This window comes from Halosimplex halophilum (assembly GCF_004698125.1).
GTDB lineage: Archaea > Halobacteriota > Halobacteria > Halobacteriales > Haloarculaceae > Halosimplex > Halosimplex halophilum.
Genome location: NZ_ML214298.1, coordinates 43,306 through 69,976, shown reverse-complemented (window position 1 = coordinate 69,976; position 26,671 = coordinate 43,306). Strand labels below are relative to the sequence as shown.

Below are 26,671 nucleotides of genomic sequence, written 5' to 3'. Positions count from 1 at the left end.
ACGGACAAATGGCGACGACCGACGAGGCCGAGGGGGTGTCGGGGCCGCTCCTCACCGACGGGTTCCTCGAGGACCGGACCTACCAGCGGCGACTGGCCGACGCGGCGCTGGAGACCCACACCCTGGTCTGTCTCCCCACCGGCCTCGGGAAGACGACGGTGAGCCTGCTGGTCACCGCCGAGCGGCTGGCCGGCGACGCCGTCAACAAGTCCCTGCTGCTCGCGCCGACCAAGCCGCTGGTCACCCAGCACGCCGAGTTCTACCGGGAGGCCCTGGAGGTGCCCGACGGCGAGATCGTCGTCTACACCGGCGACACACGGCCCGACGACCGCGCGGACCTGTGGTCGGGCGCCCGGGTCGTCGTCGCGACCCCCGAGGTCGTCGAGAACGACCTCGTCGGCAACCGGGTCGACCTGACCGACGTGGTCCACTGCACCTTCGACGAGTGCCACCGCGCGACCGGCGACTACGCCTACAACTACATCGCCGAGCGCTACCACGACGAGGCCCGCGACCCCCTCGCGACGGGCATGAGCGCCTCCCCCGGCGACGACGAGGAGGCCATCCTCGAGGTCTGCGGCAACCTCGGGCTCGCCCAGGTCGAGGTGATGACCGAGGACGACGCCGACGTGGCCGCCTACACCCACGAGACCACCGTCGACTGGGAGCGCGTCGAGCTCCCGGAGACGGTGATCGAGATCCGCGACGCGATCAACGACGTGATCGCCGATCGCCTCTCGAAGCTCCGGGACCTGGGGGTCACGAACACCAGCAAGCCCGACGTGTCGGAGCGCGAGATACAGAAGATCCAGGGCAAGCTCCGGGAGCTGATGGACAACGACCAGTCGGAGGGCTACGAGGGGATGAGCCTGCTCGCGGAGGTGCGCAAGCTCAGGACCGCCGTCACCTACGCCGAGACCCAGAGCGTCGAGAGCCTCCGGCGGTACTTCGAGCGCCAGAAGCAGGCCGCCCGCTCGTCGGGCGCGTCGAAGGCCGACCAGCGGATGGTCTCCGAGCCCAAGGTGCGGGAGGCGATCCGGCGGGCGGAGGACTACGACGACCTCCACCCGAAGTTCAGGCGGACGCGGATGCTGATCGCCCAGACGCTCGGTATCGAGGACGGCGAGCGGGTCATCGTCTTCACCGAATCGCGCGACACCGCGGAGACGCTGACGGACTTCCTCGGCGAGCACTTCCAGACCCGGAAGTTCGTCGGCCAGTCCGACACCGAGGGCAGCGACGGGATGACCCAGACCGAACAGCAGGAGACCTTAGACGAGTTCCGCGCCGGCGAGTTCGAGGTGCTCGTCTCCACGTCCGTCGCCGAGGAGGGGCTGGACGTGCCCGAAGTGGATCTGGTGCTGTTCTACGAGCCCGTGCCGACGGCGATCCGCGCCATCCAGCGGAAGGGACGGACGGGCCGCCAGACCGAGGGGGCGGTGTCCGTGCTGCTCGCGGAGGACACCCGCGACGAGGCGTACTTCTGGAAGGCGCGCAACGACCAGAAGCGCATGGAGGAGGAGCTGCGCTCGCTGAAGTCGATGGCCGGCGAGATCGAGAGCGAGCTCACCCAGACCGGGATGGACGAGTTCGCCGCGGCCGGGGCGAAGCAGGCACCCAGCGACGACTCGGCTCCACACGAAACGGGGGGCGAAGCGGCAACCGACGACGGGGAGGTCGCAGCCGAGCCGGACGACTCCGCAGCCGAAACGGGGGGACGGGAAGCCGAACCCGAGGAGTCCGCAACCGCCTCGCAAGCGTCCGGGGACGGCGGTGACGACGCCGACGCGAGTGACGAGTCCGGGGGCGACGACGACACCGGCGGCGACGGCCAGGCGGGGCTCGACGCGTTCGCCGGGGGATCGGACTCGGACGAGCGGGGCGACGAGTCCGCCGACCGCGACGAGCCGGACGGGGAAGTGGCGACCGCGAGCGCCGACGACGAGAGCGTCGAGGTCGTCGTCGACCAGCGGGAGCTCGACGCGTCGATCGCGAAGGACCTCTCGCGGCAGGACGGCGTCGAGACGCGCCTGGAGACGCTGGCGGTCGGCGACTACGTCCTCTCCGACCGGGTGGTCGTCGAGCGCAAGACGGTCGCGGACTTCCTGGACACGCTGACCGGCGGCGACGAGCGCTCGCTGTTCGAACAGCTCACCGACGCGGCCCGCTACTACGCCCGGCCCGTCGTCGTCATCGAGGGCGAGGACCTCTACGGCGAGCGCAACGTCCACCCCAACGCCATCCACGGCGCGCTGGCCTCCATCGCGGTGGACTTCGGCGCGAGCGTCCTCCGGACGACCGACGCCGATGAGACCCGGGACCTGCTGGCGAATATCGCGGCTCGCGAGCAGGAGGAGGAAGACAGGACCGTCAGCGTCCACGGCGAGAAGAGCTCGAAGACGCTGGCCGAACAGCAGGAGTACGTGGTCGCCAGCGTGGCGGAGGTCGGGCCGGTCACCGCCGAGTCCCTCCTATCCGAGTTCGGCAGCGTCGAGGCGGTGATGACCGCCGACGCCGACGAACTCACGGCCGCCGACGGCGTCGGCGAGGTCACCGCCGAACGGATCCGCGAAGTGGTTGGAAGCGACTACGACGGCTGATCCCGGGGTTCGACCGCCGGACGCGGTGGCGGCGACTCGACTCGAACACCCCTTCGTTTCGAGTCGAGATTTTGAACGATCCGAACAACGATTATCCCCGGGTTCGAAGCCGATACCAGCAGGGGGCTACAGATGAGCGACGGCATGCAATGGATCGTCAGGTTCGAGTTGCCGAACGGGGGGCCAGGGCCGGATACGGTCGCGAGCGAGGACCTCGCGGCCGAGTTCGACGCCGTGGTCGTGCTCCTGTTGCGAGACCACTACTGTCAGGTATCGCGCGAGCGCGCCACGGCCTACAGCGAGGCGTTCGACGAGTTCGCCGCCGAGGACGTGGCCGTCGTCGGCGCGCTCCCGGACACCGCCGAGCGGGCCGGCTACTGGCGGCGACGCTACGACCTGACCTATCCCGTCCTCGCCGACTCCTCGGAGGGGCCGACCGCCGACGCCGGCGCCGACGCCGGGGCGGCGACGGCGATGACCGACGGGACGCCGCGGTTCGACGCCTTCGCGGACATCGAGGTCGGCGTCGACACGCTGCCGGGGATCGGCGTCCTCGACACCCGCCAGCAGTTCCCGCGGCTCGTCCACACCGAGGGCGGCGAGACCCTCCAGGAGTGCCCATCCCCCGAGGCGGCGCTCGACGCGGCGCAGGACGCGCTCGGGACGTAAGGACGGATATCCGCGGGAGTGGGGACCGCGGTGGGGAAGTCCGACGCAGCGGCGACGTTCTTCGCGGTGGGGGAGTCCGGTACAGCAGAGAAGTGCTTCGGGTGGGACGTTCAGTACGACCCCGAGAGCGCGCCGAGGGCCTCGGCCGCCTCGCGGGCCGCCGCGAGGTGGTCGCGGGCGCGGCGCGGGTCCTCGCAGTTCTCCGCGCGCTCGGCCTGTTTGCGGAGCGTCCGCACCAGCGACGCGCGGGCCGCACCGAACTCGTCGTCGGCCTCGGCGACCGGGGCCTCCGCCCGCTCGGGCGTCGACGGGGTCCGGGACGGCTGGTCCCGCGAGCGGTTCGGCTCGGCGGCCCCCGACTGTGACTGGCTCGACTGTCGGCGCGTCGCCTGTGACTGGCTCGGCTGTCGGCGCGTCGCCTGTGACTGGTTATCCTCGGGATCCCGGCTCGGGGTCGACCCCTCCGCGGTCGCCTGCTCGCCGCTCGATGCGTCGGCGCCGGTCCGGACGGCGGGGCCGTCGGGCTGTTTGATCTCGATGTGGCCGGGCGTGTCGCCGTTCTCGGCCTCCGCGGGCCGATCGGCGCTCGCGTCGCCCGCGTCGGCGCTACCCTGGTCGGGGCCCCCCGCGTCGGCCGCGCCGCCGTCGTCGGGCGTCTGGACGGGCTCGTCGACCTGCCCGTCGCCCTCGGCGGCCTCCTCGACGGCCTCGTCGTTCGTGACCACGCGCTGGCAGGTGGGGCAGAACTCGTCGCCGTCGTAGCGGAAGATCGGGTCGCCGCAGTCGTTGCAGTGGGCGTTGGTCATCGTCGCGCCCTTCAGCAACAGGTCGCTCATCCGCTCGCTGGCCTCCCGCTTTTGCTTGTCCTGTTCGTACTTCTCGCGGAGCCGCTCCCGTTCGGCCTCCTTGTCGAAGTCGCTCATACCCGAAGGATACCGGCGACTCCCAAAAAGGCCGTCGCCACGGCCGCCCGAGTGACGGCCCGACCGTTCGCCACTGTTATCGACGAGTGTCGAACCGAGAATGGACGAACGACGGCCCCAGCGGACGGGTTTCGATACTTTTACCCCCGGAACGTGGGAACAGATCACGTGATATGACGAAAGTCAGCATCGTCGGTGCGGCAGGCACCGTCGGGGCGGCAGCGGGGTACAACCTTGCGCTTCGGGACATCGTCGACGAGCTGGTGTTCGTGGACATCCCGGACAAGGAAGACGAGACGGTGGGCCAGGCGGCCGACACCAACCACGGCGTCGCCTACGACTCGAACACGACCGTCCGGCAGGGCACCTACGAGGACACCGCCGGCTCGGACGTGGTGGTCATCACGGCCGGCATCCCGCGGTCGCCCGGCCAGACCCGCATCGATCTGGCGGGCGACAACGCGCCGATCATGGAGGACATCGGCTCCTCGCTGGCCGAGCACAACGACGACTTCGTGACGGTGACGACCTCGAACCCCGTCGACCTCCTCAACCGCCACCTCTACGAGACGGGCGAGCGGGCCCGCGAGAAGGTGGTCGGCTTCGGCGGCCGGCTCGACTCCGCGCGCTTTCGCTACGTCCTCTCCGAGCGGTTCGACACGCAGGTCGGCAACGTCGAGGCGACGATCCTCGGCGAGCACGGCGACGCGCAGGTCCCCGTGTTCTCGAAGGTCCGCGTCGACGGCCGCGACCCCGAGTTCTCCGCCGACGAGCGCGAGGAGATCCTCGAAGACCTCCAGGAGTCGGCGATGGACGTCATCGAGCGGAAGGGCGCGACCCAGTGGGGCCCCGCGACGGGCGTCGCCCACACCGTCGAGGCGATCCTCCGGGACACCGGCGAAGTGCTGCCCTGCTCGGTCGCCCTCGACGGCGAGTTCGGCTACGACGACACCGCCTTCGGCGTCCCGGTCAAGCTCGGGTCCGACGGCGTCGAGGAGGTCGTCGAGTGGGAACTCTCCGAGTACGAGCGCGACCTGATGGACGACGCGGCCGAGAAGCTCTCCGACCAGTACGGGCGGATGACGAGCGAGGAGTGACCGGCGGACGCCGGCGAGCGAGGCGGGTCGGATCGGGGCGAACCTGACGGCCGAATACCGGTGTCTGCCCGGCCGGGATTCGGCCCGGCACCGGGTCAACCGCCCCGCTGGGGATCCGGCCGGTCGGTTCGGCGCTCGCGGCGCCCCTCGTCGAGGGCGTCCTCGGACACTCGCTCGTCGAGCAGTGAGGCCCACTCCTCGAGGTGCGTTCGCTGGCGAGTCACGGGTACCCCTCCGTTGGGACGAGTATCGACGGCCGAGAGTATAACGATTGTGCCTGCACGCGTGACCGCCGGACAGCGACGGCTTTCGAACCGAGTGTCGAAGGTCGGGACGCAGGAGGAGGAGGTCAGGCGTCGGCCTGACGCCAGGTCTCGGGCACCTGGATGCTGTAGCGGCCGTCTTCCTGGAGCGCGATGATGTACTCCTCGCGGTCGTACAGCTCCATCAGGTTGAGTTCGTACTGCCCGGGTTCGACCACCCGGATGCTCTCGAACTGGTCGTTCAGCTCCTCGCGGAGTTCGGCCAGGTCCGGCCGGTCGGCGCGCTCGGCGTCCGGCTGTTCGGCGACGGATCGCTCTTCGGAGGGCGAACCGGCCGCGTCGGCCTCGGCGTCCGCCCCGGGTTCGGCCCCGTCGACCGCGTCAACACGCTCGGGCGGGGCACCAGCGTCGGACGGAGCGTCCGCGTCCGTCGGGCCATCGGCCTCGGCCGGGCCATCCTCGTCGGCCGGGTCGAACCCCTCGCTGTCGGGCATCTCGTCGGGGTCGACCAGCTGGCTGCGCGCGTCGGCCTGGGCGGTATCCTCGGTTCCGGGGTCGGACTCCGCGACGATGATGTCGTCGTCCCCGCCCGCCAGCCCGTCCGCGGAGTCGGGCGCATTCGCGGGATCGAGAGCGTTCGCGGGGCCGGACGTGTCGGCGGTCCCCGCCGAGCCCGTCTCGGCCGCCGTGGACTCCGCCGGGGGGCGCGCATCGGTGGCGTCGCTGCCGGCCGAGCCGCCGACCAGGTCACGGACCGTCGCGGCGGCGTTGCCGACCGTCCGGCTCACCGAGTCGCCGGGCCGGTCGGTCGGCTCCGGCGGCGAGTCCGGCGCCGAACCCGGAACCCCGCCGTCGTCCGGGCCTCGACCGGTCGAGCCGCTCGCGTCGTCGCCGGCGGGCGAGTCGTCGAAACCGTCGGGCCGGAACTGGAACTTCGTGCCGCCACACTCCGGACAGCCCGACAGCATCTCCTTGGAGCCGTCGGCGAACGTCCGGTCGCAGTTCGTACACTGGTGGGGCATACCTTGGCTATTTCCGCGAGACGAGCGCGCTGATGAGAGTTTCGTCCTTGTGGAGCGTCTCGATCTGGTTCGCCGGACCGATCACCGTGAGCTTCTTGGTCTCCTCTTTGCCCATGAGGCGGCCGAGCAGGCTCGAGTCGTCGGCCTGGGACTTGGGATAGGTCTCGATCTCGATGCCGTTGAACTCGTCGGGGCTGATCTCGGTCATCGTGACCTCGATGAGCCGCGACTCCTCGTCGGGCGTGAGGCCGGCCTCGAGGATGACGATGTTGTTGTCCCGGACGCCGTCTAAGATCATCCGGATCTTCTCCATCGTCGTCTTGCCGTCCATGCGCTCGGCGCTGATCAGGTCGATCTGCACTCCGTCTTCGTCTTCGGGGTGTTTGGCTTCGGCCATGATATCACCCGAAGTACTCCGCGATCTTGTCGTACACTTCGTCCATGTTGTCACCTTCGAGGGCCGACAGCTCCGTCGTCTCGTGTTGCGGGAACGCGTTGCGGATCCGCTGGACCGACGACTCCTCCAGGTCGATCTTGTTCGCGAGGATCAGCACCGGGAGGTCCTGGCTCTCGATGATCCCGATGAGCATCGTGTTGACCTGGGTGAACGGGTCTTCCGTCGAGTCGAGCACGTAGATGACCCCGTCGACGTCCTCCCGGAGCCAGTGCATCGCCTCCGCGACGCCCTCCGTCGCCTCCCGCGAGCGCCGGACGGCGTCGTCTTTCTCCATGTCGTGTTCGAGAAACTCGGTGTAGTCGACCTTCGTCGTCACGCCGGGCGTGTCGACGATGTCGATGTTGACCGTCTTGCCGTCGCGCTCGATCTCGACGTCCTCCTTCCTGCGAGCCCGGCGCGTCTCGTGGGGAACGTGACTCTCCGGGCCGACCGCGTCGCCGGTCCAGTCCCGGGCGATGCGGTTGGCCAGCGTCGTCTTCCCCGCGTTCGGCGGGCCGTAGATGCCGATACGTTTCGGGTCCTCCTCCGAGAACAGCGTCGACGCCGCCCTCGAAATGCTGTCTTTGAGCTCTGTGAACAGTCCCATCCTATCCTCCTGCGCCGCCGCGGCGCATCTGAGCGAATAAGCCGCTCCGACTCACTTAAGCCTACGTCAGACATATATAAATATCCGGATAGTACGGGGGAATTCGGACTCCTCACGTCGTCTTCCACGGATTTACGGGTCGGCCGCGACAGCGGTCCCTTTCGGATCGACCGCGACTGCAGCCGGAACCCGACGCGCTCGAAAATCGGAACCGGGTCGACGGCCCCCCGAGGGGCGCCCGCCGAGGAGCGGTCCGGGCAGCCGGCCGGGAGCGGTTCGGACCTCCACCGGGACCACCCCAGATAGACGAGCGGGGCGGGCGCCGGACGATCCGGCGAGCGGAAACCCGACCCCCACCCCTTCGTTTCAACTGGAACGGCGGCCACCCGTGGGGGTGGTTCGAAGGACGGTCGAACCCGTTGCTACTTCGGGGTCGGGATTGGATGTCTTCCGATCATTCTAGAGTGGTCTAGAATAACCTTCAGTGATTTCAGGATAACTAGAGGGCATAGATCCTCTACAACTAGACACGAACGTAGACGAAATATTGTTTTCTCTCTGGTGCGGATTTGGTTTTACGGTCTAGATAGTAAATCTTTCTCTCTAGCAAGCTCAGGTAATCCCGCTGGGACCCCCCACCCCCTCTTGTCGCGTTCCACCCGAAATGAAGGGGTGGGGGTGTTCCGCCGATTCGTGTTCGATATCGATCGCGAATCGCGACGGGCCGGACCGCCGTCGGACCTCCCGGTCACTCGGGTCGTCGTTTCGGTCGACAGAATCGTCCGAATATGGAGCTCTACCGCCCGTTCTTCGGACGATCGGGGTTCGCTCTGGATCGCTCCCGCGACGGTCACCGAAATATTTAATATCGTATCAACCACGGGTTCTTGTGGTTCAACTGGACTCGCCGTGATCTTCGAGATCGGCTGAACGCGGCGATATCATCGACGGGAGTCGCGCTCTGCGGGTGCGCGACGACACTTCCAGGCGAAACGGAGGGGTTCGGATACGCGGTACTCCAACGACTACGATGAACGGGGACGACACAGACCAGGACACGACGCTCGATTCACAGCGGTTCGTGGATGGAGCGGGCGAGGACGGCGAACAGGCACCCCCGACGGCGGACGGGGAGGAACCGACCGGGCGCGACGGCGACCGACAGACGGACGAGGGGGGCAGTTCGACGGACGGCGACTCGGGGAGGGGTGACTCCCAGGGAGACGACTCGCCGGGGGACGATTCGCCCGGAGACGACTCGCCGGACGCCGGCTCGGCGGCCCCGGAGGGGGGCGACCCGTCGAGCAGCGTCCGGGGGAGCGTCGGGTCAGCGGACGTCGACCTCGACGCCGGGGGCGACGGGGTCGACTCGTCGGTGCTCGACGACGTGATGCTCGACGACGTGGGCTCGGAGGACACCGAGGAGGCCTCCCAGGGGCTGTTCGACGACCTGCTGGCCGGCGACCCGATCTTCGAGAACAAGGAGGTCCTCCGACCGTCCTACACGCCGCGCAAGCTCCCCCACCGCGAGGAGCAGATCAACAACATGGCGACGATCCTCGTGACCGCGCTGCGCGGGGACTCGCCCTCGAACATCCTCATCTACGGGAAGACGGGGACGGGCAAGACCGCCAGCGCGAAGTTCGTCAGCACGGAACTCGAGTCCACGTCCCAGAAGTACGAGGTGCCCTGCGAGGTCGAGTACATCAACTGCGAGGTCACCGACACGCAGTACCGCGTGCTCGCCCAGCTCGCCAACAAGTTCATCGAGAAGAACGAGGCGGTCATCGACGAGGAGCTCGACGCCCTCGAAGACCTTCGCGAGCGCGCACGGGACGATCCGGCGGCCCTGGCCGACACGGAGTACGACTCGGTCGCCGCCGTCGAGGACCGCATCGAGCAGCTGGAGGACGACCGCGACTCCTTCGAGCAGGTCCCGATGACCGGGTGGCCCACGGACAGGGTCTACAGCACCTTCTTCGACGCCGTCGACTACCACGAGCGGGTCGTCGTCATCATGCTCGACGAGATCGACAAGCTCGTCGAGAAATCGGGCGACGACACCCTCTACAACCTCTCGCGGATGAACTCCGAGCTGGAGCGCTCGCGGGTCTCGATCATGGGCATCTCCAACGACCTGAAGTTCACCGACTTCCTCGACCCCCGGGTCAAGTCCAGCCTCGGCGAGGAGGAGATCGTCTTCCCGCCCTACGACGCCAACCAGCTGCGGGACATCCTCGAACACCGCGCGGAGGTCGCCTTCGAGGGCGACGCGCTCACCGACGACGTGATCCCGCTCTGTGCCGCCTTCGCGGCCCAGGAGCACGGCGACGCCCGACGGGCGCTCGACCTGCTGCGGACCGCGGGCGAACTCGCCGAGCGCGACCAGACCGACGACGTCAACGAGGACCACGTCCGCAAGGCCCAGGAGAAGATCGAGCTCGACCGCGTCGTCGAGGTGGTCCGCACCCTCCCCACCCAGTCGAAGCTCGTCCTGTTCGCGATCATCATGCTGGAGAAGAACGGCGTCCACAACATCAACACCGGCGAGGTGTACAACGTCTACCAGCGCCTGTGCGAGGAGATCGACGTGGACACGCTCACCCAGCGTCGGGTCACCGACCTCATCTCGGAACTCGACATGCTCGGCATCGTCAACGCCGTCGTCGTCAGCAAGGGCCGCTACGGCCGCACCAAGGAGATCTCCCTGTCGGTCCCCATCGACGAGACCGAGGCCGTCCTCCTCTCGGACTCGCGGCTCTCTGACATCGAGGACACCCAGCCGTTCGTCCAGACCCGCTTCGACAGCGACAACTGAGCGGACGCCGACGCTTCTCGCCGGGAACTCGACCTGTGCCTACGGAGCGACGGCGCTGCGGTTCCCCGACCCGGCCGCCAGCGCCGCGTCGGTCCCTCCGTCCGATACCGGGTCGGCCGCCCCATCCGGTACCGGGCCGGCCGCGCCGGTCGGTGCCGCGCGGAACCCGTCTGCGCACCGCTCGTTGCGCAGCCGGATGCAGCCGAGCTTCGGGACGCGGACCTCCGCGGTCCCGACGATCCACCCGGGCTTGACCGGTCCGCTGAGCGGGTCGGCCTGGGCCTGGTCGTAGGCGCCGTTCGCGTCGCCCTTCGTGATGAACCCGGCGTGGGGCGCCGGGCAGGTCGGCAGCGCCTCGTCGGTCGTCTCGCCGCACTCGCTGTAGCGGCCGATCGACTGCCGGTCGGCCTCGTCGTACCAGTTCTCGCCCTCCTCGACGTAGAACATCGCCCGGTGGATGATCGGCGTCGCGCTCGCGCTGCCGTCGGGCTTGTAGACGATCACGTCCCCGGGGCGCTGGAACTTCCGGTAGTCGCTGTCCTGGCCGGAGTGTAGCGTGACGACGCCGGTCCCGGCGACCGCGCCGTCGCCCGGGAATCGCTGTTCTTCCATCACGAACACCAGGTCGCCGGTGCTCATGTGCGGTTCCATGCTCCCGCTCTCGATCGCGACCATCGGCGGCCAGACGCCGCTGACCGCGAACAGCAGGGCGCCGACCAGCAACACGGCCAGCGCGCTCGACACCACGTCGACCACGAAGGTCCGCAGCCCGCTCCCCTCGGCGGTCTCGTCGTCGGCAGTCGACCGGCGTGCGGCGGGGGCGTCGGCGGCCGCTTCACCGCCGTTGACGGCGACGCCCGAGGGTCCGTCACTGCCCCGGGTTCCCGGAGGGTCGTCCCGGTTCTCCCCCGTTTCCGGGGCCCCGTTTTCCCCGCTTTCGGAGGTCCGGTTCTCCCCTGGTTCGGAGACCCCGCCCGGCCCCGTCGGGTCCCGGCCGTCGTCGGTTTCGGCGTCCGGACCGTCGTCGATTTCGGCGTCCGGATCCCCTACGGTGGTCGGGTCCCGATCGAACGGTTCGCCGTCGACACCCTCGGGACCCGGGTCGGCCTCCCCCGGTCCGCTTCCGTCGTCGGTTCCGCGGAGGTCGGCTCCGTCGTCGGTCTCGCCGGGGTCGGTCCCGTCGTCCCCGCCCGGTCGGTCACCGCCGTCGACGGGCCGGTCGGGATCCTCGGACGGCGGTTCGTCGTCGCGGGGCGGGCTCATTGCCGGCCCGTTGGGTCAGTGGCGGTTTGAATGTTCTGACCCGCCCTCGGCCGGCCGCGGCCCCGCGGTCCGCTACGCTTTTGCGGACCGCCGCCGATCACCGACTGTGCCGCTCGAGACGCCGGTTCACGTCGCCAACGAACTCGCCAGGCGCGGCTACAACGCCGAACCCGAGGCGGTCACCCTCCTCGCCGCCACCCCCGACCCAGCCGGCGCCCTCGACCGTACACTCGAAACCGTCCCCGACGACGCCGTCAAGCTCACCGCCGACCACGTCAAGGAGGTCGTCGATACCCGCTCGCGGTCCGGCGATCCGGCCGCCCGAACCGACCCGGACCCGACCGCTGAAAGTGCCGCCCAGCCGCCGACGGAAGACCCCTCTGTTTCAACTGGAGGCGACGCCCCCGAACCGGCGGACGGGGGCGGGGCTGGTGCAGTCGAAACGAAGGGGTCTGCCGCGGAGGAGGACGGCCTCGCGACCGACGAGGCGGGGCAGCTGTCGGCGGATCCGGACGGGGCGTCGCCAGAAGATCCGGACGGGGCGTCGCCGGCGGCGTCCGGCACTCCGTCGGCCCCCGGTCCCGACGCGGGGGCCGATCCGAACGGGACGGATGGGACAGCCGATCCGGGTCGGACGGACGCGACGGGCGCAGGCGGCCGGACGCCGGCCGACCCCGACCAGCAGTCGGTGGCCATCGAGGGCGACATCCGGAGCACGGGGACCGGCGAGTACTCCGATTTCGTGGCTGTGTTCCGCGACCGCTACGAGAAGCTCTCGAAGCAGCTGCGCGGGCGGGTCAACCACCGGCCGACCGACGCCATCGAGTCGATGCCGGGCGGCAGCGAGGCGGCGCTGGTCGGCATGGTCTCGGACATCCGCTCGACCGCCAGCGGCCACTGGCTGGTCGAGCTGGAGGACACCAACGGCACGTTCCCCTGTCTGGTGATGAAAGACCGGGACATCGCCGACCTGGTGAACGAACTCCTGCTCGACGAGGTGATCGCCGTCGACGGGACGCTCGCCGACGACGGGGGCATCCTCTTCGTCGACTCGCTGTACTTCCCGGAGATCCCCCGTACCTACGAGCCCTCGACGGCGGATCGGGAGGTCGAGGCGGCGCTCATCAGCGACGTGCACGTCGGCAGCCAGGAGTTCGAGGCCGACGCCTGGCACCGCTTCACCGACTGGCTGCACACCGCCGACGCCGACAGGGTCGAGTACCTCCTCATCGCCGGCGACATGGTCGAGGGCGTCGGCGTCTACCCCGACCAGGACGAGGAACTCGACATCGTCGACATCTACGAGCAGTACGAGCGGTTCAGCGAGTACCTCAAGGAGGTGCCCGGGGACATGGAGATCGTCATGATCCCGGGCAACCACGACGCGGTCCGCCTCGCCGAGCCGCAACCGGCGTTCGACGAGGAGCTCCGGTCGATCATGAGCGCCCACGACGCCCGCATCTCGGGCAACCCCTCCACCGTGACCGTCGAGGGCGTCGACGTGCTGATGTACCACGGCGTCTCGTTGGACGAGGTGATCGCCGAGCTGCCCGACGAGAAGGCCAGCTACGAGGAACCGCACAAGCCGATGTACCAGCTTTTGAAGAAACGGCACGTCGCCCCGCAGTTCGGCGGCCAGACCCGCCTGGCCCCCGAGGAGGAGGACCACCTCGTCATGGAGTCGGTGCCCGATATCTTCCACTCCGGCCACGTCCACAAACTGGGCTACGGCAAGTACCACAACGTCCTCACCATCAACTCGGGCTGCTGGCAGGCCCAGACGGACTTCCAGAAGAGCGTCAACATCGACCCCGACGTGGCCTTCGCCCCCATCGTCTCGCTGGACACGCTCGACCTGCGGATCCACGACTTCGAGTAGGCCGGCGCGCGGAACCCCCTCACTTCGGGTGGAACTCCCCGCTCACCCGAGCAGCGGCGTCTCCTCGCCGGCGACGACCAGGATCAGTCCGACGAGCGCGAGCACCGGATACGCGGGGTGAGCGGCGGCGAACTCGACGAGCGCCGCCGCGACGCCGCTGTCGGCGAGGACGGGTGCGGCGTTCGAGGCCGACCGACCGGGGACCGAGAGCCCGTGGGGCGTGGCGAGGCTCGCGGCGGTGACGACCGTCGCACAGACGAGCGTCGCCAGCCCGGCGATCCGCAGGGTCTGCCCGTCGAGGACCGTTCCCGTGCCGGGGTCACCACCGAGTCGCGTCATCGAGTGTGTGCAGCCATCACGACTGCATAAATCTACGTCAGACACCGCCCGGGCGGATGGCCGGCTCTCGCAGCCGTGGAGCGACGCCCGGGTCCGCCACCGCCGTCACTCCGCGTCGCAACCGGGTCAGCTCCCGATCAGCGGCGTCTCCTCGCCGGCGGCCACGAGGACGAGCCCGACCAGCACCGCGGCGGGGTAGGCGGGGTGGGCGGCGGCGAACTCGACGAGGGCGGCGACCGCTCCCGCGTCGGCGGCGATGGCGGTGGTTCCGCCGCTCGTCTCCCCGGCGCCGGGACCGCTTCCCGTGGAGACGCTGACCGCGGCGATCCCGACCGACAGGACGATCATGAGCGATCCGACGACCCGCAACACGTGCGCGCTGACCGCCGACACCAGCCGCGACAAGCGATCCGAGGAACTCATTGCCGGAAACGTACGGCTTCCAGGGACTTAACTGCGCGTTAGATGCGACGGCGGGCCACGGTCCGGGTCGGCAGCTCCGGTTCGAGTCGGCGGAGCCGCCGGTCCGGAGCGAACCGGTTCGGTCGGGCCGAAATCCTGCCGGGACCGCCGACAGCGGGCGGGACTCGCCGGGCTGGTTGGGACTTATGTGGCCGGCGGTCGTCAGTCGATCCCATGTCCGACGACTGGGACCCGGCGACGAAGGCACTGCACGTTGGCCAGGAGGAACCCGACGCGGCGACCGGCGCGCGCGCGCCGCCGATCTACCAGACCACGAGTTACGTCTTCGAGGACGCCGACGACGCCGCCCAGCAGTTCGCCCTGGAGAAGCCCGGGCACATCTACTCGCGGCTGATGAACCCGACCAACGCGATGCTCGAGGAGCGGCTCGCCTCCCTGGAGAACGGCGCCGCCGCGGTCGCCACGTCCTCCGGGATGGCCGCCTTGAACCTCGCGACCTTCATGCTCGCGGACGTGGGCGACAACATCGTCACCGCGTCGTCGCTGTACGGCGGGACCTACACCTACTACACGCACACGGCGCCGCGGATGGGCGTCGAGGCGCGGTTCGTCGACACGCTCGACTACGAAGCGTACGAAGAAGCCATCGACGACGACACCGCCTACGTCCACTTCGAGACCATCGGCAACCCCGCGCTGGTGACGCCAGACATCGAGCGCATCGCCGACATCGCCCACGACCACGGCGTGCCGCTGTTCGTCGACAACACGTTCGCGACGCCCCACCTCTGCCAGCCCATCGACCACGGCGCCGACCTGGTGTGGAACTCCACCACGAAGTGGATCCACGGCCACGGCACGACCGTCGGCGGCGTCCTCGTCGACGGCGGAACCTTCCCCTGGGACGAGCACGCCGAGAAGTTCCCGGAGATCGCCGAGCCGAACCCCGCCTACCACGGCGTCAACTTCCGCGAGCGGTTCGGCGACGCCGCGTTCACCTACGCGGCGGTCGCTCGCGGGCTGCGCGACCTCGGGAGCCAGCAGTCGCCGTTCGACTCCTGGACCACGATGCAGGGGCTGGAGTCGCTGCCGATGCGGATGGACCGCCACTGCGAGAACGCGATGGCCGTCGCCGAGCATCTGGCCGATCATCCCGAGGTCTCCTGGGTCACCTACCCGGGCCTCGACGACCACGAGACCCACGAGGAGGCCGGCGAGTACCTCGACGGCGGCTACGGCGGCATGATCACCTTCGGGCTGGCGGAGGGCTACGACGCCGCCCGGACCACCGTCGAGTCGACGGAGATCGCCTCGCTGCTGGCGAACGTCGGCGACGCGAAGACGCTGATCATCCACCCCGCCTCGACCACCCACCAGCAACTGAGCGACGAGGAGAAACAGGCCGCCGGCGTCACCGACGACATGGTCCGCCTGTCGGTGGGCCTCGAATCCGTCGACGACATCGTCGCCGACCTCGACCAGGCCATCGACGCCGCGACGAACTGAGAGGGGGAGTCGCGGTTTCGTTTTCGCGCGCTCAGTCCAGCACGTCCTCGCCTTCGAGGACTTCCTGCAGTTCGGCCATCGTCTCGACGATGGTGTCGCAGGCGGGCGCGACGGCCGGTTTCGGGTCGAAGCCGACCGCCAGCCCCGCGACCTGCAGCATCGGGAGGTCGTTGGCGCCGTCGCCGACGGCGATGGTGTCCTCGCGGTCGGCGCCGACCACGGCGGTCAGCACCTCCAGCGCGTCGTCTTTCGTCCCCTCGATGAGCGGCCCCTCGACGGTCCCGGTCAGTTTCCCCTCGGCGACGGGCAGCCGGTTGGCGACGATGGCGTCGACCTCGACGCCCTCTTTTTCGAGCGCGCGGGCGACCCCGCGCTCGAACCCGCCGGTGAGGATGGCGACGTAGACGCCGGCCTCCCGCAGCGCCGCGATCACGTCGGCGGCGCCCGGTCGGAGCTCTACCTGGTCGAAGGCCGCCCGCGCCTCCCCGTCGGGGAGGTCCTCCAGCAGCGCGCAGCGCTGGCGGAGGCTCTCGGCGTACTCGATCTCGTCGTTCATCGCCCGCTCCGTGATCTCGGCCATGTCGTCGGCCGTCCCGTTCCGCTCGCCCAGCAGGACGGTCATCTCCGAGTCAGAGAGCGTCCCGTCGAAGTCGAACGCGACTACGGTCATGGCTCACCGGTTCGCTACGGGGGGATTCAAAGCCCCCGATTTCGGGTGGACGAGCCCCGTCGGCCCCGGCGGGCGTCGGGCGAGCGGCGTCAGTACTCGTCGTCGCGGACGGGGACGTAGATCTCCCGGTCGGCGACGGTCGTCGGGTCGCGGTCGGACTCGTAGCGCTCGAAGACGGGCGCGTGGACCTCGTCGTCGTCGCGGTCGTCGTCCCGGAGTTCCTCCGCGTGGATCTCGCGGACCATCTCCTCGACGGACTCGTGGTCGGGTCGGAGGACGGCGTAGGTCGCCTGGGGGATCTCGACGGCGGTCAGCTCCGCCGAGAGGTCGTCGGTGTCCTCCACCTCGCGGCCGGCGACGTAGGTGAACTCCCCGCTGTCCGCGTCCACGTCGAACATGACCGCGTAGCGGTCGGTGCCGACCGCGGCGTCGTTCAGGTCGTCGGCGTAGTCGTCGATCGAGTCCCACAGCGCGGCCTCGTCGACGTCGGTCCCCCGGTGGGCGACGCCCGCGACCGTGAAGTCACCGTGTCGTTCCGTCTCGGGCTCGTCTGTGTCGAGAACCATAGCGTCCCATCGTTGGGGCGGACCCGGCTTACGTGCCCGGAATCGGGGGACAACCCGGCGATCAGCCGGCGTCCAGACCGGGGCGACCCGCAACCTGCGCTTGCGAGTTCAGCCGTCCGAACGACACCGGTCGCCCGGCACCGCCGCTCCTCGACCTCGGTAGGGCGATCTTACGGCCGGGGCGGTTCGCCGTCGTAGCCGTCCACGTCCTGGTAGAAGTTCAGGAGCCCGAACTTGAGCTTCTCGGGGTCCACGTCGACCATCTCCCGGCGCTCCTCGGGCGGGAAGGTGCCCCGCACCGAGTAGTCGGACATCTCGACCTCCGAGCGCTCGGTGTAGCGCCTGTCGAGCAGGATTCGGGCGCCGAAGTCCTCGGGCGAGCGGACGACCCGACCGAGCGCCTGGCGGGTCTTGCGGACGGTGGGGATCTCGACGGCGTAGCGCCAGCCCGCGCCCTCGTCGTCGTCCCGACCGCTGGCCCCCGAGCCGCCGCGACCCCCGGGCTCGTCCTCGTCGCCGAACGCGGCGTCGTAGGCCTCCTGGACGGCGTCCATGCGGTCGTCGAGGTGCGGGTACGGGACGCCGACGACGACGACGGTCCGGGCGTCGTCGCCGTCGAAGCTCACCCCCTCGGCGAGGGTGCCCCACAGCGAGGTGAACAGGACGGCGTCGTCGTCGTCGGTGAACCGCTCGCGCAGTTCCTTGGCCGAGGTGCCGGGGCGGTCGAGGTAGGTCGCGCCGGCCGTGTCGACCCGCTGGTGGTAGCGCTCGGCCTCGGCGTAGCTCGGGAAGAAGGCCAGGGTGTTGCCGGGCGTGAACCGCGCGGCGTCCTCCAGCGCGCCGGCGACCGTCGACTGCACCTCCATGTCGTCGCGCTTGCTGGCGAACAGGGCGGGCCCGTCGACGGCGTAGGTGCGCCGCCGCTCCTCGGGGAACTGCGGCCCGTAGGCCAGCGTCTCCGGGTCGTCGAGGCCGAGCACGTCCTCCGTCACGTCGAACGGCCGCAGCGTCGCGCTCATCAGCACGCTGGCGTGCAGGTCGCCGAAGAGATCCGCGGTCACCTGGCTCGGGATGCAGGTGTACAGCTCCGCGCGGCCGTAGATCTCGCCGGCCTCCCGCGGGCCGCCCTCCTCCGCGCGGCGGACGCTCACCACGGGGTACTGCCCCTCGGCGGCGGACTCGTCGAGCCAGTCCTCGACGAACGTGGCCGCCTGCAGCGTCTGGCACTCCTGGCGCGTCGTCGTCTCGCCGTTCTTGTAGGCCTCCTCGTAGGACTGGTCGAGTTCCCGCGCGAGGTCGAGCGTCCGGTCGAGCTCCTCGCGGAAGCCCGGCCCGGAGTAGTTTTGCAGGAACGAAAGCGTCAGGTCGTCGCGGGCGTCGTCGTTGTCGATCGACAGGTCGTACCAGCTGTCCTCGACCTGTTCGCGCTCGCCGAAGGAGAACGCCTCCTGGTAGGCGTCGACCAGCGCCTGCCTGAAGGTGTCGAGGACGTTCAGCCCCGCCTCCGTGCGGGGGTCGTCGCTGCCCTCCAGTTCCTCGACGGCCTGGTCGAGCGTCGTCTCGGTGAGCGTGCGGCGGGCGTGGTCGCGGGCCGCGTCCTCGACGTTGTGGGCCTCGTCGAAGACGGCGATCACGTCCTCCGGGTCGCGGCCCAGCCACCGGAAGAACTGCTCGCGGATGGTCGGGTCGAGCAGGTGGTGGTAGTTGCAGACCACGAGATCCACGCCGTCCATGCCCTCCTTGAGCAGTTCGTAGCCGCACATCCCCTCCCGTTCGGCGTAGCCGTACACGTCCTCGGGGGTGCGCACGTCGTCGTAGAGCCAGCCGTAGAAGGCGTCGGTGTCTGCGGTCAGGTTCTCGTAGTAGTGCTCGCAGACGTTCCGCTCCTCGCGGATCTGTTCGATCTCCTCCTCGACCGATTCGAGTTCGTCCATCACCGCGCCGCGGGCGTCGGCGGCCTCGGCGCTGCCGTCCTGGCTCTCCTCCAGGAGCGCGCGCTGCTGTTCCTCCAGCTCCGCGCGGTTCTCCTCGGCGTCGACGAGTTCGCGGGTCGTGTCCCGCAGCGCCTGGCACTCCTCGTAGCCCACGTCGATGTGGCACATCGAGGCCTTCCCCTGGAAGACGACGGCGCGGATGGGCTCCTGGTCGGTGATCGCGGCGGCCTCGCGGACGAACTGGCGCATCTGCTGGTGGACGTTGGTCGTGATGACCACGGTCTTCGACGTCTCGCGGGCGTACTCAAGCGCGGGCGCCAGCGAGGCGAGCGTCTTGCCCGTGCCCGTCGCCCCCTCGAAGAGGACGTTCCGGGCGTCGGCCAGCGCGTCGGAGATGGTGCCCATCGCCTCCGTCTGGTGGTCGTACGGCTCCTCGTACGGGAAGAATCGCAGGTAGTCCGGGTCGGACGCGCTCGCCACTGTGGATACGTCTTCGCGCGCCCGGATAAAAGCCCTAGCCCCGCGCGGCGGACCTCGTGACCGTCGCGGTTCCGTCGGGGACCCGCGGCGGACCGCCGCTCAAAGCCAGTTTGAAGCTTACGGGAGTGGTATTTGTACGCCGAACGACGCTCCGAGTGCGATGACCGAGGACTGCCACCCTGACCGGTCGCCCGCGACCGGCACCTCCGACCGACGCACCGCACGCGGACAGCCACGCGACGCCCGTCCGCGGAACGCCGCCGCTCGACCGCGTCCGACGGAGGTGGTCGGATGACCGGCATCCCCTCCGTCACTGCCGGCGCCCGCGCGCTCCCCGCGCGAGCGCGCCGCGGCGCCCGGCTCGCCCTGGTCGCCGTCCTCGTCACGACGCTGGTCACCGGCCCGCTGGCGGGGGTCGTCGCCGCCGGCGCCCCGGCGAGCCCGTCCTTCGAGGAGACGATCACCACGGTCCGACAGGGCGAGACGGCCGAGATCGCGATCAACACGACCGGCTCGGACGGCGAAGGCATCCGGTTCGCGATCGGCGACGCGGACGCCGAGGACCAGAACTTCGAGGCCCGCGCGACGGTCACCGACGCCGACGGCGACGGGACCGTCGTCGTCCGCTTCGACACGGCGGCCGTCGACGAGGGCGGCCCCGGGTCGTACCTCACCGTCGCCGACGGCGACGCGGTCGACAACCGGACGGAGCTCGCGGGCACCGACGACCCGCTCGCGCCGACGGCCTACGACCTCTCGCTGGGCGACCCCGCCGACCCGGCCGCCATCGGGTCGCTGGCGCTGCTGAGCGCCGACGGCGAGTCCACGGGGGACGACGGCAGCGACGGGGCCGACGGGACCGACGAGACGGCGACCCCGCGGCCGCTGCACGACGGGACGACCGTCGACACGAACGACGACGGCGAGGTCGTCGTCGACGCGGCCGCACAGCAGCAGATCTCCGGCGAGACGACGCTCGATCCCGGGACGACGCTGTCGGTCCGGGTGACCTCCCGCTCGTCGTCGTCGCCGTTCCTCATGCAGGTCGAGACCACCGTGGACGACGACGGGACCTTCGCCGGGTCGTTCGACTTCACCGACGTGTCGGCGGGCACGCCCTTCGAGGTGACCGTCCGCGGCGACGGCGAGGCGCTCGCCGAGGCTTACGGGCGCGTCGCCGACTGCGAGGGCGACTGCCCGACCGCGACGCCCGCGGGCGGTGAGGGATCGACCGCCACGCCGCTCGCGGCCGACGGCGTCGGCGTCCAGGGCGTCACCCAGGTCACCGAGGGCGACGTGGCGCGGATCCCCGTCGCGTTCGGCGACGCCGACGCGCTGACCGTCACCCTGGGCGACAGAGAGGAGGTCGCCTACGAGACGACCGCCGTGATCCGCGACACGAACGGCGACGACCGCGCGGTCGTGGTCGTCCGGACGGGCGCGACCGACGACGCCGACCGCCCCGCGCTGGCCGTCGCCGAGGCCGGCGAGGTCCGCCCGGCGAACGTCACGAGCGAGACGACGCTCGACAGCCCGCTCGACCCCTTCGACTACGACGTGGCCGTGTCGGCCGGCGCCGGGGCCGACGGCGAGCCCGACGCCATCGGCACGCTCGTCGTCATGGCCGACGACGGCGCGAGCGGCGCGGACGGCGACGCCTCGACGGCCACCGCCGACGACCCGCCCGCCGGACCGGACGGCGCGACGGTCGCCGCCGCCGGCGGTTCCGGTTCCCTGCTCACCGGCCTCGGCGCGCTGGCGGTGGGCGGCCTGATCGCCTTCGGCGGCGTCGCCCTCTTCCTCGGCTTCGTCCGGGGCTGACCCCGTCCGGCTCGCACGTTCGGCCGCTTCTGACCTGTTTTCCGTTACCGTTCCCGCCACCGTTTCCGGGAACCGCTGCTGTTCTCCGCGTTCTCACCGTTCCTCACTACTGTCGCCGCCGTCGTCACTTCGCCGCTGTCGACGCTCATCGCTGTCGACGGTCGTCGCGCGCGGGGATGCCGACCGTATCCGTCGCTGTCGGTGTGAGAAACGTCGACGGTCGGGGCGTGTTGTCTGCCGATCGAGGCGAGGGTCTACCGGTCGAGCGCCAGGGCCGCGAGGGCGGCCACCGCGAGACAGGCGAAGAAGAAGAGGACGCCGGGCTCGACCACGTCGAAGACGAGCCAGGCGAGCGAGCCGGGCTCGCCGACGGTCGCGTTGGGGCTCGCGGGACCCGCACCGGCGCCCCCGATGGAGGGCCGGGCGACCCGCTCGGCGCCCCACTGGACGAGCAGCGCGCCGACGCCGAGCAGGCCGATCCCGCCGACCACGTCGGTCAGCGTCCGCTGGACGCGCGGGCGGACCTCCTCGTTGCCGACGATCACCAGCGGGTCGCTCGCCGGCCCGTAGACGGTCATCTCGTTGCCCTTCTCGGAGTAGCGCGTGTCGACGGGCTCGACCAGCCCGGCCGCTTCGAGGTTCGAGACGTGGTAGTGGACGTTCTGGACCGACGTGTCGACGGCGTCGGCGATCTCCGAGGCGGTGCGCGGGCGCTCGAACAGCGCCCGGTAGACCGCCCGCCGGGTGTCCGTCGCGAGCGCGTCCAGCACGTCGTCGGTCTCCTCGCCCTCGACGTCGAGGACCCGCAGTCGCTCGTCGCTGGTCGCCGTCCGGTCCTGGATGCGGTCGATGAGCCCCGACATCTCCTGTTCGATCCTTTCGTCCCTGTTCATATAGCCCTACCCGAAGGTTAAATCCCGCTTTGAACGGTCGGTGTCTTGCGATTCGGTGGTGGTCGGTGTGAGGGTGTGGGGCCCATCTCTGTCGGCTGTGTCGTGGTTCGTATTCGGTTCGTAGCAGTCGGTCGGCTCGCACTCGATAGTGTCCGCTGAGAGCCCTCGCCGCGCTCGTTAGCAGTGACCGCGACCGCAAGAAACGACAGGCGCTGAAAGCCCTCGGCGCGCTCGCTCTGGATTGGATCGACCGTACTTGACAGCAAACGATGAAATCCCTCGGCGCGCTCGCTAACTGGGGTCGCTACCGCAGGGGACAGCAAGCGGTGAAAGCCCTCGGTGCGCTCGCGGTCGCTGAGCGACATACCCTCGCTACGCTCGGGTAGGGGTCGCTCAGGCGACTGAACTGCACGCGAGCGCGCCTCGCCCGTTCAGTCCGCCAGGACGGCACCGCCCCGCACAGCACCGCAGACGGCCACACACCTCCCCAGCCGATTGCGCTCCTCGCAAGCTGCGGTGCTCATCCACCGTCAGAGACAACCTCTGACGAGCCTTCTCTCACGAGTTCGAGAAGACCTCGCGCGGCTACGGTCGCGCGCACGAGAGCGCGCCAACGTCAGAGCAAGCTCTGACGGCCCTCGGAATCGCAAGCGATTCCGAGACGACAGCGCGCGCCGACAGCACCGCTCGTTGGATCCACCGCTCGTCGGATCGACTGCTTGGAACACTCCTTCGGTCGCCCGGTCGTGACGCGACGCCTGCCGTGGGAGTCTCCCTCAGCCGGTGGCGTTGGCGGGGACGTCGACGGCGCGGCCGGGGACGACCAGGCCGTTGCCGGCGACGGGGTCGGTGCCCGCCGGGCCCACGTCCTCGGCCGTCCGTTCGAGGCGGAGTTCGACGGCACGGGGCGAGCGGTCGGGGTCGGCGTCGAGGACGAGCGCGGCGAGGCCGCCGACGTACGGCGTCGCGGCGGAGGAGCCGACCAGCGGCTCGTCATACCCCCCGATTTCGTGTCGAGCGGGCGCGACCACGTCGACGCCGAGGCGGCCGTCGGCGGTGGGGCCCCTGGAACTGTAGGGTTCGACACGGCCGGCGGCGGGGTCGTAGGCGCCGACGCCGATCACGCCGCGGCCGGTGGCCGGGGCGGCGACGCTCTCCGCGGGGCGGGTCCGCTGGAAGCGGTGGGTCGGCGACGAGAGGCGGACCCGCGCGCCGGTGGCGTTCGGCGGGCCGCGGACGACGACGTAGTACGTGCCGCCCTGCAGTCGGGCGTTGATCCGGGCGTTGGGGACGCCGTCGCCGGGGAACGGCTCCGAGCGGGCGACCAGCGTGCGCTCGCCGTCGTCGGTCCGGTAGAGTTCGGCGACGAAGGTCCGGTTGGCGTGCGCGCGGTCCCAGGCGAGCCAGATCCGCGCCTCGCTCCCGCGGCCGGCGAGGTAGTTGCGCGTCGACTCGCCGAACCGCAGGCGGCCGTCATCGGGGTCACCGTAGCGCCCCGCCCAGTGGCCCCGGGCGAGGTTGCCCGTCGGCGCGACGAAGACGACGCCCTGCCGGCGGGCCCACTCGCCGAGTCGCGCGACCGTCGAGGTGCCGTCGCCGGGGCGGCCGTAGAACGAGACCGGGGCGACGACCACGTCCACGTCGGCGGTGACGAGCCACGTCACAGCCCGCCGGAAGCCGGTCGTGTCGTCGAAGGTGGCGAGCCGGAGGTCGGCGTCGGGAGCGGTGCGCGCGACGACGGCGGCGGTGGCGGTGCCGTGGCGGTTGCGGCCGCCGTTCTCTACCGTCGCGCCGTCGCCGAACGCGCGGCTCTCGACTACCTGGCCGGCGATCGCCGGGTGGTCGGTATCGAAGCCGGTGACGCCGACGACGCCGACGGTGACGTTCCCGCCGGTGACGCCGGCGGCGTGGAGGCGCTGGAGGCCGCCGTCGGTCGGGTCGCTCTGGTCGGCGTCGGCGGGGGCGCCGGGGACCGACAGCGCGAGGGCGCCGATCGCGGCCAGCAGACACAGGAGGGCGACCGCGACGACCCCCAGCGCGCGGATGCGGGCGGGCATGGAGGGGGACTAGCGGGTGGTCGAATCGCGACGAGCAAAACGATACCGGTGTTCGGGCGTCTCGTCGTCGCTATCGGCGGTCACTCGGCGTCGGGACGGTCGGCCGGCCGGGGGTCGTCGCCCGCCCACGAGACGCCCGCCGCCAGCACCGAGAGGACTAGATACCCGACTGCGCCGACCAGAAGACCGGACGGGACTATCACGGTCACCGCGCCGGGCACGTAGTCGCCCCGCGGCAGCGCGTCGATCACCTCTCGGAGCTGGAGGGCGATCAGGCACAGGGGGATCGCGAGGACCGCGACGCCGCGCCGCACCGTCCGTCGGAGCGCGTCGGTCGCCATGCTCGCGGTGTGTGGCAGCCAGCGACAAAAACGGTCCGGGTCGGCCCGGACGCGTCCCCGACTACTCGTCGAGGAAGTCCGGTTCGAGCCGCTTCTCCGCCCGTTCGTCGCGGAGGTGCTCGCGGAACTCCTCGGGGTCGACGTCGCGGGCCTCGCGCTCGGCGCGGTCGCGGACGGAGACGGTGCCCGCCTCTTCCTCGTCGGGGCCGACGATGAGCATGTACGGGACGTTCTCGTCGTGGGCGGCGCGGATCTTCCGCTGGAGCGTGTCGTCGCCGTCGGCGACCGTCGCGCGGAAGCCCTCCGCCTCGAAGTCGTTGCGCAGGCGGTGGGCGTAGCCGAGCACGTCCTCGTTGAGCGGGAGGACGCGGACCTGTTCGGGCGCGAGCCACAGCGGGAAGCGGCCCGCAAAGTGCTCGATCATGACGGCCATGAACCGCTCGAAGGTCCCGAGCAGCGCGCGGTGGATCATGACCGGGGTGTGTTCCTCGTTGTCCTCGCCGACGTAGACGAGGTCGAACCGCTCGGGCTGGACGAAGTCGAGCTGGACGGTGCCGACGGTCCACTCGCGGCCGATGGCGTCCTCGGCGTCGGCGGCGATCTTCGGCCCGTAGAAGGCCCCCTCCCCGGCCTCGAGTTCGTAGCCCTCGCCGAGCGCGTCGAGCGAGCTGCGGAGGTCGTCCTCGGCGCGCTCCCACAGTTCGTCGTCGCCGAAGGAGTCGTCGGGCTGGGTCTCCAGCTTGAAGGTCACGTCCAGCCCGAAGTCGGCGAGCACGTCGTCGATCACTTCGAGCGTGCGGGTGACCTCGCCCTGGATCTGGTCGCGGGTGACGAACGCGTGGCCGTCGTCCTGGGTGAACCCGCGGACGCGGAGCATCCCGGAGAGTTCGCCGGAGCGCTCGTTGCGGTAGCAGGTGCCGAACTCGCAGTACCGCTTCGGGAGCTCGCGATAGGAGCGGCGTTCGCGCTGGTAGAGGTGGACGTGGTTGGCGCAGTTCATCGGCTTGAGGCCGTACTCGTCGGCCTCGTCGCCCTCGGTGCGGGCGCTGGCCTGGTCCCAGTGGAACATCTCGTCCTCCTCGCAGAAGTGCTCGTAGTGGCCCGAGGTCTTCCACAGGTCGACCTTGTTGAGCTCGGGGGTCCAGACCTCCTCGTAGCCGAGCTCGTCGTTCTTCTCGCGGATGTACTCCTCCAGCTCGCGGCGGATGGCCATCCCGTCGGGGTGGAAGTGCACGCAGCCGGGGGAGTGCTCGGGGATGGAGAAGAGGTTCATCTCCCGGCCGATGCGGCGGTGGTCGCGGCGCTCGGCCTCCTCCTTGCGCTCCCAGTAGTCCTCCAGGTCCGACTCCGACTCGAAGGCGGTGCCGTAGACGCGGGTGAGCCGCGGCTGGTCCTCGTCGCCGCGCCAGTTGGTCGCGGCGATCTCCCGGAGGTCGACGGCCCCGATCTCGCCGGTCGAGGCGACGTGCGGGCCGGCACAGAGGTCCGAGAACTCGCCCTGGCTGTAGAACGAGACCGTCTCGATGTCGTCGTCGGCGCCGCGGTCGCCCGCCGCGAGGTCCTCGAGGATCTCCTCCTTGTAGGGGGAGCCGGCCACCCGCTCGCGGGCCTCGTCGATGGGGACCTCCTCGCGCTCGATCGCCAGGTCGTCTTCGACGATGGACTCCATCTCGGCGACCAGCTCGTCGAAGTCGTCCTCGTCGACGTCGACGCCGTCGAAGTCGTAGTAGAATCCCTCCTCGGTGGGCGGGCCGGTGGCGAGGTCGGCGTCGGGGTACTCCCGCAGGACCGCCTGGGCGAGGACGTGGGCGGCCGAGTGGCGCATCACCTGCAGGTACTCGTCGGCCGAGGGGGTGACGATCTCGACGCGTGCGCCGTCGTAGACGGGCTCCTCCTTGGCGACGAGTTCGCCGTCGAGCTTGCCGGCGACGGTGTCGGAGCCCAGCCCCGGACCGATCTCGTAGGCCACGTCTTCGACTGTGGCGCCCGACGGAACGTCGAGCGTGCTTCCATCGGGCAGTTCCACCGTGACTGAGGATTCCTGCTGTGACATGTCATCGACCT

General features: G+C 70.2%; 22 protein-coding genes. 7 read left to right on the top strand and 15 right to left on the bottom strand.

The genetic code is table 11. The annotated features are described in order from the left end of the window. Positions 1 to 8: 8 nt before the first annotated feature. Together E3328_RS11495 and E3328_RS11490 are read left to right on the top strand one after the other, a co-directional pair. Positions 9 to 2,600 (top strand): DEAD/DEAH box helicase, encoded by a 2,592-nt coding sequence (locus E3328_RS11495; protein WP_135364789.1) that lies wholly within the window; start codon positions 9 to 11, stop codon positions 2,598 to 2,600. Between the two features lie 132 nt (positions 2,601 to 2,732). Further along, positions 2,733 to 3,269, top strand: a complete 537-nt coding sequence (locus E3328_RS11490) for a redoxin domain-containing protein (protein WP_135364788.1) — start codon at positions 2,733 to 2,735, stop codon at positions 3,267 to 3,269. 110 nt (positions 3,270 to 3,379) lie between these two features. On the opposite strand, the gene E3328_RS11485 is transcribed toward E3328_RS11490, so the two are convergent. Next, the gene (locus E3328_RS11485) at positions 3,380 to 4,192 is read right to left on the bottom strand and encodes an Sjogren's syndrome/scleroderma autoantigen 1 family protein (RefSeq protein ID WP_135364787.1); all 813 of its coding nucleotides are present in this window, start codon (positions 4,190 to 4,192) and stop codon (positions 3,380 to 3,382) included. 173 nt (positions 4,193 to 4,365) lie between these two features. Between E3328_RS11485 and mdh the strand changes: the two genes are divergently transcribed. Beyond that, entirely contained in the window at positions 4,366 to 5,289 is a 924-nt protein-coding gene (gene mdh, locus E3328_RS11480) for a malate dehydrogenase (RefSeq protein WP_135364786.1), read from the top strand. A gap of 95 nt (positions 5,290 to 5,384) precedes the next feature. Here the strand turns inward: mdh and E3328_RS22735 are convergent, their stop codons facing one another. The 4 genes from E3328_RS22735 to E3328_RS11465 all read right to left on the bottom strand — a co-directional run bounded on the left by E3328_RS22735 (position 5,385) and on the right by E3328_RS11465 (position 7,617). Continuing rightward, the gene (locus E3328_RS22735; RefSeq protein WP_281275784.1) at positions 5,385 to 5,513 is read right to left on the bottom strand and encodes a hypothetical protein; all 129 of its coding nucleotides are present in this window, start codon (positions 5,511 to 5,513) and stop codon (positions 5,385 to 5,387) included. 125 nt (positions 5,514 to 5,638) lie between these two features. Next, positions 5,639 to 6,574, bottom strand: a complete 936-nt coding sequence (locus E3328_RS11475; RefSeq protein ID WP_135364785.1) for an OapC/ArvC family zinc-ribbon domain-containing protein — start codon at positions 6,572 to 6,574, stop codon at positions 5,639 to 5,641. A gap of 7 nt (positions 6,575 to 6,581) precedes the next feature. Then, complete coding sequence (locus tag E3328_RS11470; protein WP_123535269.1) at positions 6,582 to 6,971, bottom strand: DUF2073 domain-containing protein; 390 nt, start codon at positions 6,969 to 6,971, stop codon at positions 6,582 to 6,584. 4 nt (positions 6,972 to 6,975) lie between these two features. Next, positions 6,976 to 7,617 carry an Era-like GTP-binding protein gene (locus E3328_RS11465; protein ID WP_135364784.1) on the bottom strand — a complete coding sequence of 214 codons (642 nt, stop codon included), beginning with the start codon at positions 7,615 to 7,617 and terminating at the stop codon, positions 6,976 to 6,978. 1,030 nt (positions 7,618 to 8,647) lie between these two features. Here E3328_RS11465 and E3328_RS11460 point away from each other — a divergent pair. Continuing rightward, positions 8,648 to 10,435 (top strand): Cdc6/Cdc18 family protein, encoded by a 1,788-nt coding sequence (locus tag E3328_RS11460; protein WP_281275783.1) that lies wholly within the window; start codon positions 8,648 to 8,650, stop codon positions 10,433 to 10,435. Between the two features lie 39 nt (positions 10,436 to 10,474). On the opposite strand, the gene E3328_RS22840 is transcribed toward E3328_RS11460, so the two are convergent. Further along, positions 10,475 to 11,698, bottom strand: coding sequence for a S24/S26 family peptidase (locus E3328_RS22840; protein WP_135364783.1), 1,224 nt, complete (start codon positions 11,696 to 11,698; stop codon positions 10,475 to 10,477). A 106-nt stretch (positions 11,699 to 11,804) separates the two neighbouring features. Between E3328_RS22840 and E3328_RS11450 the strand changes: the two genes are divergently transcribed. Next, positions 11,805 to 13,577 carry a DNA-directed DNA polymerase II small subunit gene (locus E3328_RS11450; RefSeq protein ID WP_135364782.1) on the top strand — a complete coding sequence of 591 codons (1,773 nt, stop codon included), beginning with the start codon at positions 11,805 to 11,807 and terminating at the stop codon, positions 13,575 to 13,577. A gap of 42 nt (positions 13,578 to 13,619) precedes the next feature. Here E3328_RS11450 and E3328_RS11445 read toward each other — a convergent pair whose 3' ends face one another. Further along, positions 13,620 to 13,916 (bottom strand): hypothetical protein, encoded by a 297-nt coding sequence (locus E3328_RS11445; protein WP_135364781.1) that lies wholly within the window; start codon positions 13,914 to 13,916, stop codon positions 13,620 to 13,622. A gap of 126 nt (positions 13,917 to 14,042) precedes the next feature. Continuing rightward, positions 14,043 to 14,339: a hypothetical protein gene (locus E3328_RS11440; RefSeq protein ID WP_135364780.1), complete on the bottom strand. Its 297-nt coding sequence runs from the start codon at positions 14,337 to 14,339 to the stop codon at positions 14,043 to 14,045. A gap of 213 nt (positions 14,340 to 14,552) precedes the next feature. Between E3328_RS11440 and E3328_RS11435 the strand changes: the two genes are divergently transcribed. Continuing rightward, a complete protein-coding gene (locus E3328_RS11435) occupies positions 14,553 to 15,845 on the top strand; it encodes an O-acetylhomoserine aminocarboxypropyltransferase/cysteine synthase family protein (RefSeq protein WP_135364779.1) in 1,293 nt (430 codons plus the stop codon). A gap of 31 nt (positions 15,846 to 15,876) precedes the next feature. On the opposite strand, the gene serB is transcribed toward E3328_RS11435, so the two are convergent. The 3 genes from serB to E3328_RS11420 all read right to left on the bottom strand — a co-directional run bounded on the left by serB (position 15,877) and on the right by E3328_RS11420 (position 19,495). Then, positions 15,877 to 16,515 carry a phosphoserine phosphatase SerB gene (gene serB, locus E3328_RS11430; protein WP_135364778.1) on the bottom strand — a complete coding sequence of 213 codons (639 nt, stop codon included), beginning with the start codon at positions 16,513 to 16,515 and terminating at the stop codon, positions 15,877 to 15,879. Positions 16,516 to 16,604: 89 nt separating this feature from the next. Continuing rightward, positions 16,605 to 17,081, bottom strand: coding sequence for a GyrI-like domain-containing protein (locus tag E3328_RS11425; RefSeq protein WP_135364777.1), 477 nt, complete (start codon positions 17,079 to 17,081; stop codon positions 16,605 to 16,607). A gap of 170 nt (positions 17,082 to 17,251) precedes the next feature. Next, complete coding sequence (locus E3328_RS11420) at positions 17,252 to 19,495, bottom strand: ATP-dependent DNA helicase (RefSeq protein WP_281275782.1); 2,244 nt, start codon at positions 19,493 to 19,495, stop codon at positions 17,252 to 17,254. A gap of 291 nt (positions 19,496 to 19,786) precedes the next feature. Here E3328_RS11420 and E3328_RS11415 point away from each other — a divergent pair, with 291 nt between their 5' ends. Then, on the top strand, positions 19,787 to 21,316 hold the full coding sequence (locus E3328_RS11415; protein ID WP_135364776.1) for a BGTF surface domain-containing protein: 1,530 nt from the start codon (positions 19,787 to 19,789) through the stop codon (positions 21,314 to 21,316). A 254-nt stretch (positions 21,317 to 21,570) separates the two neighbouring features. On the opposite strand, the gene E3328_RS11410 is transcribed toward E3328_RS11415, so the two are convergent. The 4 genes from E3328_RS11410 to thrS form a co-directional block, all read right to left on the bottom strand. Next, positions 21,571 to 22,179, bottom strand: coding sequence for an ArsR/SmtB family transcription factor (locus E3328_RS11410; RefSeq protein WP_135365709.1), 609 nt, complete (start codon positions 22,177 to 22,179; stop codon positions 21,571 to 21,573). Positions 22,180 to 22,985: 806 nt separating this feature from the next. Further along, entirely contained in the window at positions 22,986 to 24,266 is a 1,281-nt protein-coding gene (locus E3328_RS11405; protein WP_135364775.1) for a S8 family serine peptidase, read from the bottom strand. Between the two features lie 80 nt (positions 24,267 to 24,346). Further along, on the bottom strand, positions 24,347 to 24,607 hold the full coding sequence (locus tag E3328_RS11400; protein WP_135364774.1) for a hypothetical protein: 261 nt from the start codon (positions 24,605 to 24,607) through the stop codon (positions 24,347 to 24,349). 61 nt (positions 24,608 to 24,668) lie between these two features. Continuing rightward, complete coding sequence (gene thrS / locus E3328_RS11395) at positions 24,669 to 26,660, bottom strand: threonine--tRNA ligase (RefSeq protein ID WP_135364773.1); 1,992 nt, start codon at positions 26,658 to 26,660, stop codon at positions 24,669 to 24,671. Between the last annotated feature and the right edge of the window lie 11 nt (positions 26,661 to 26,671).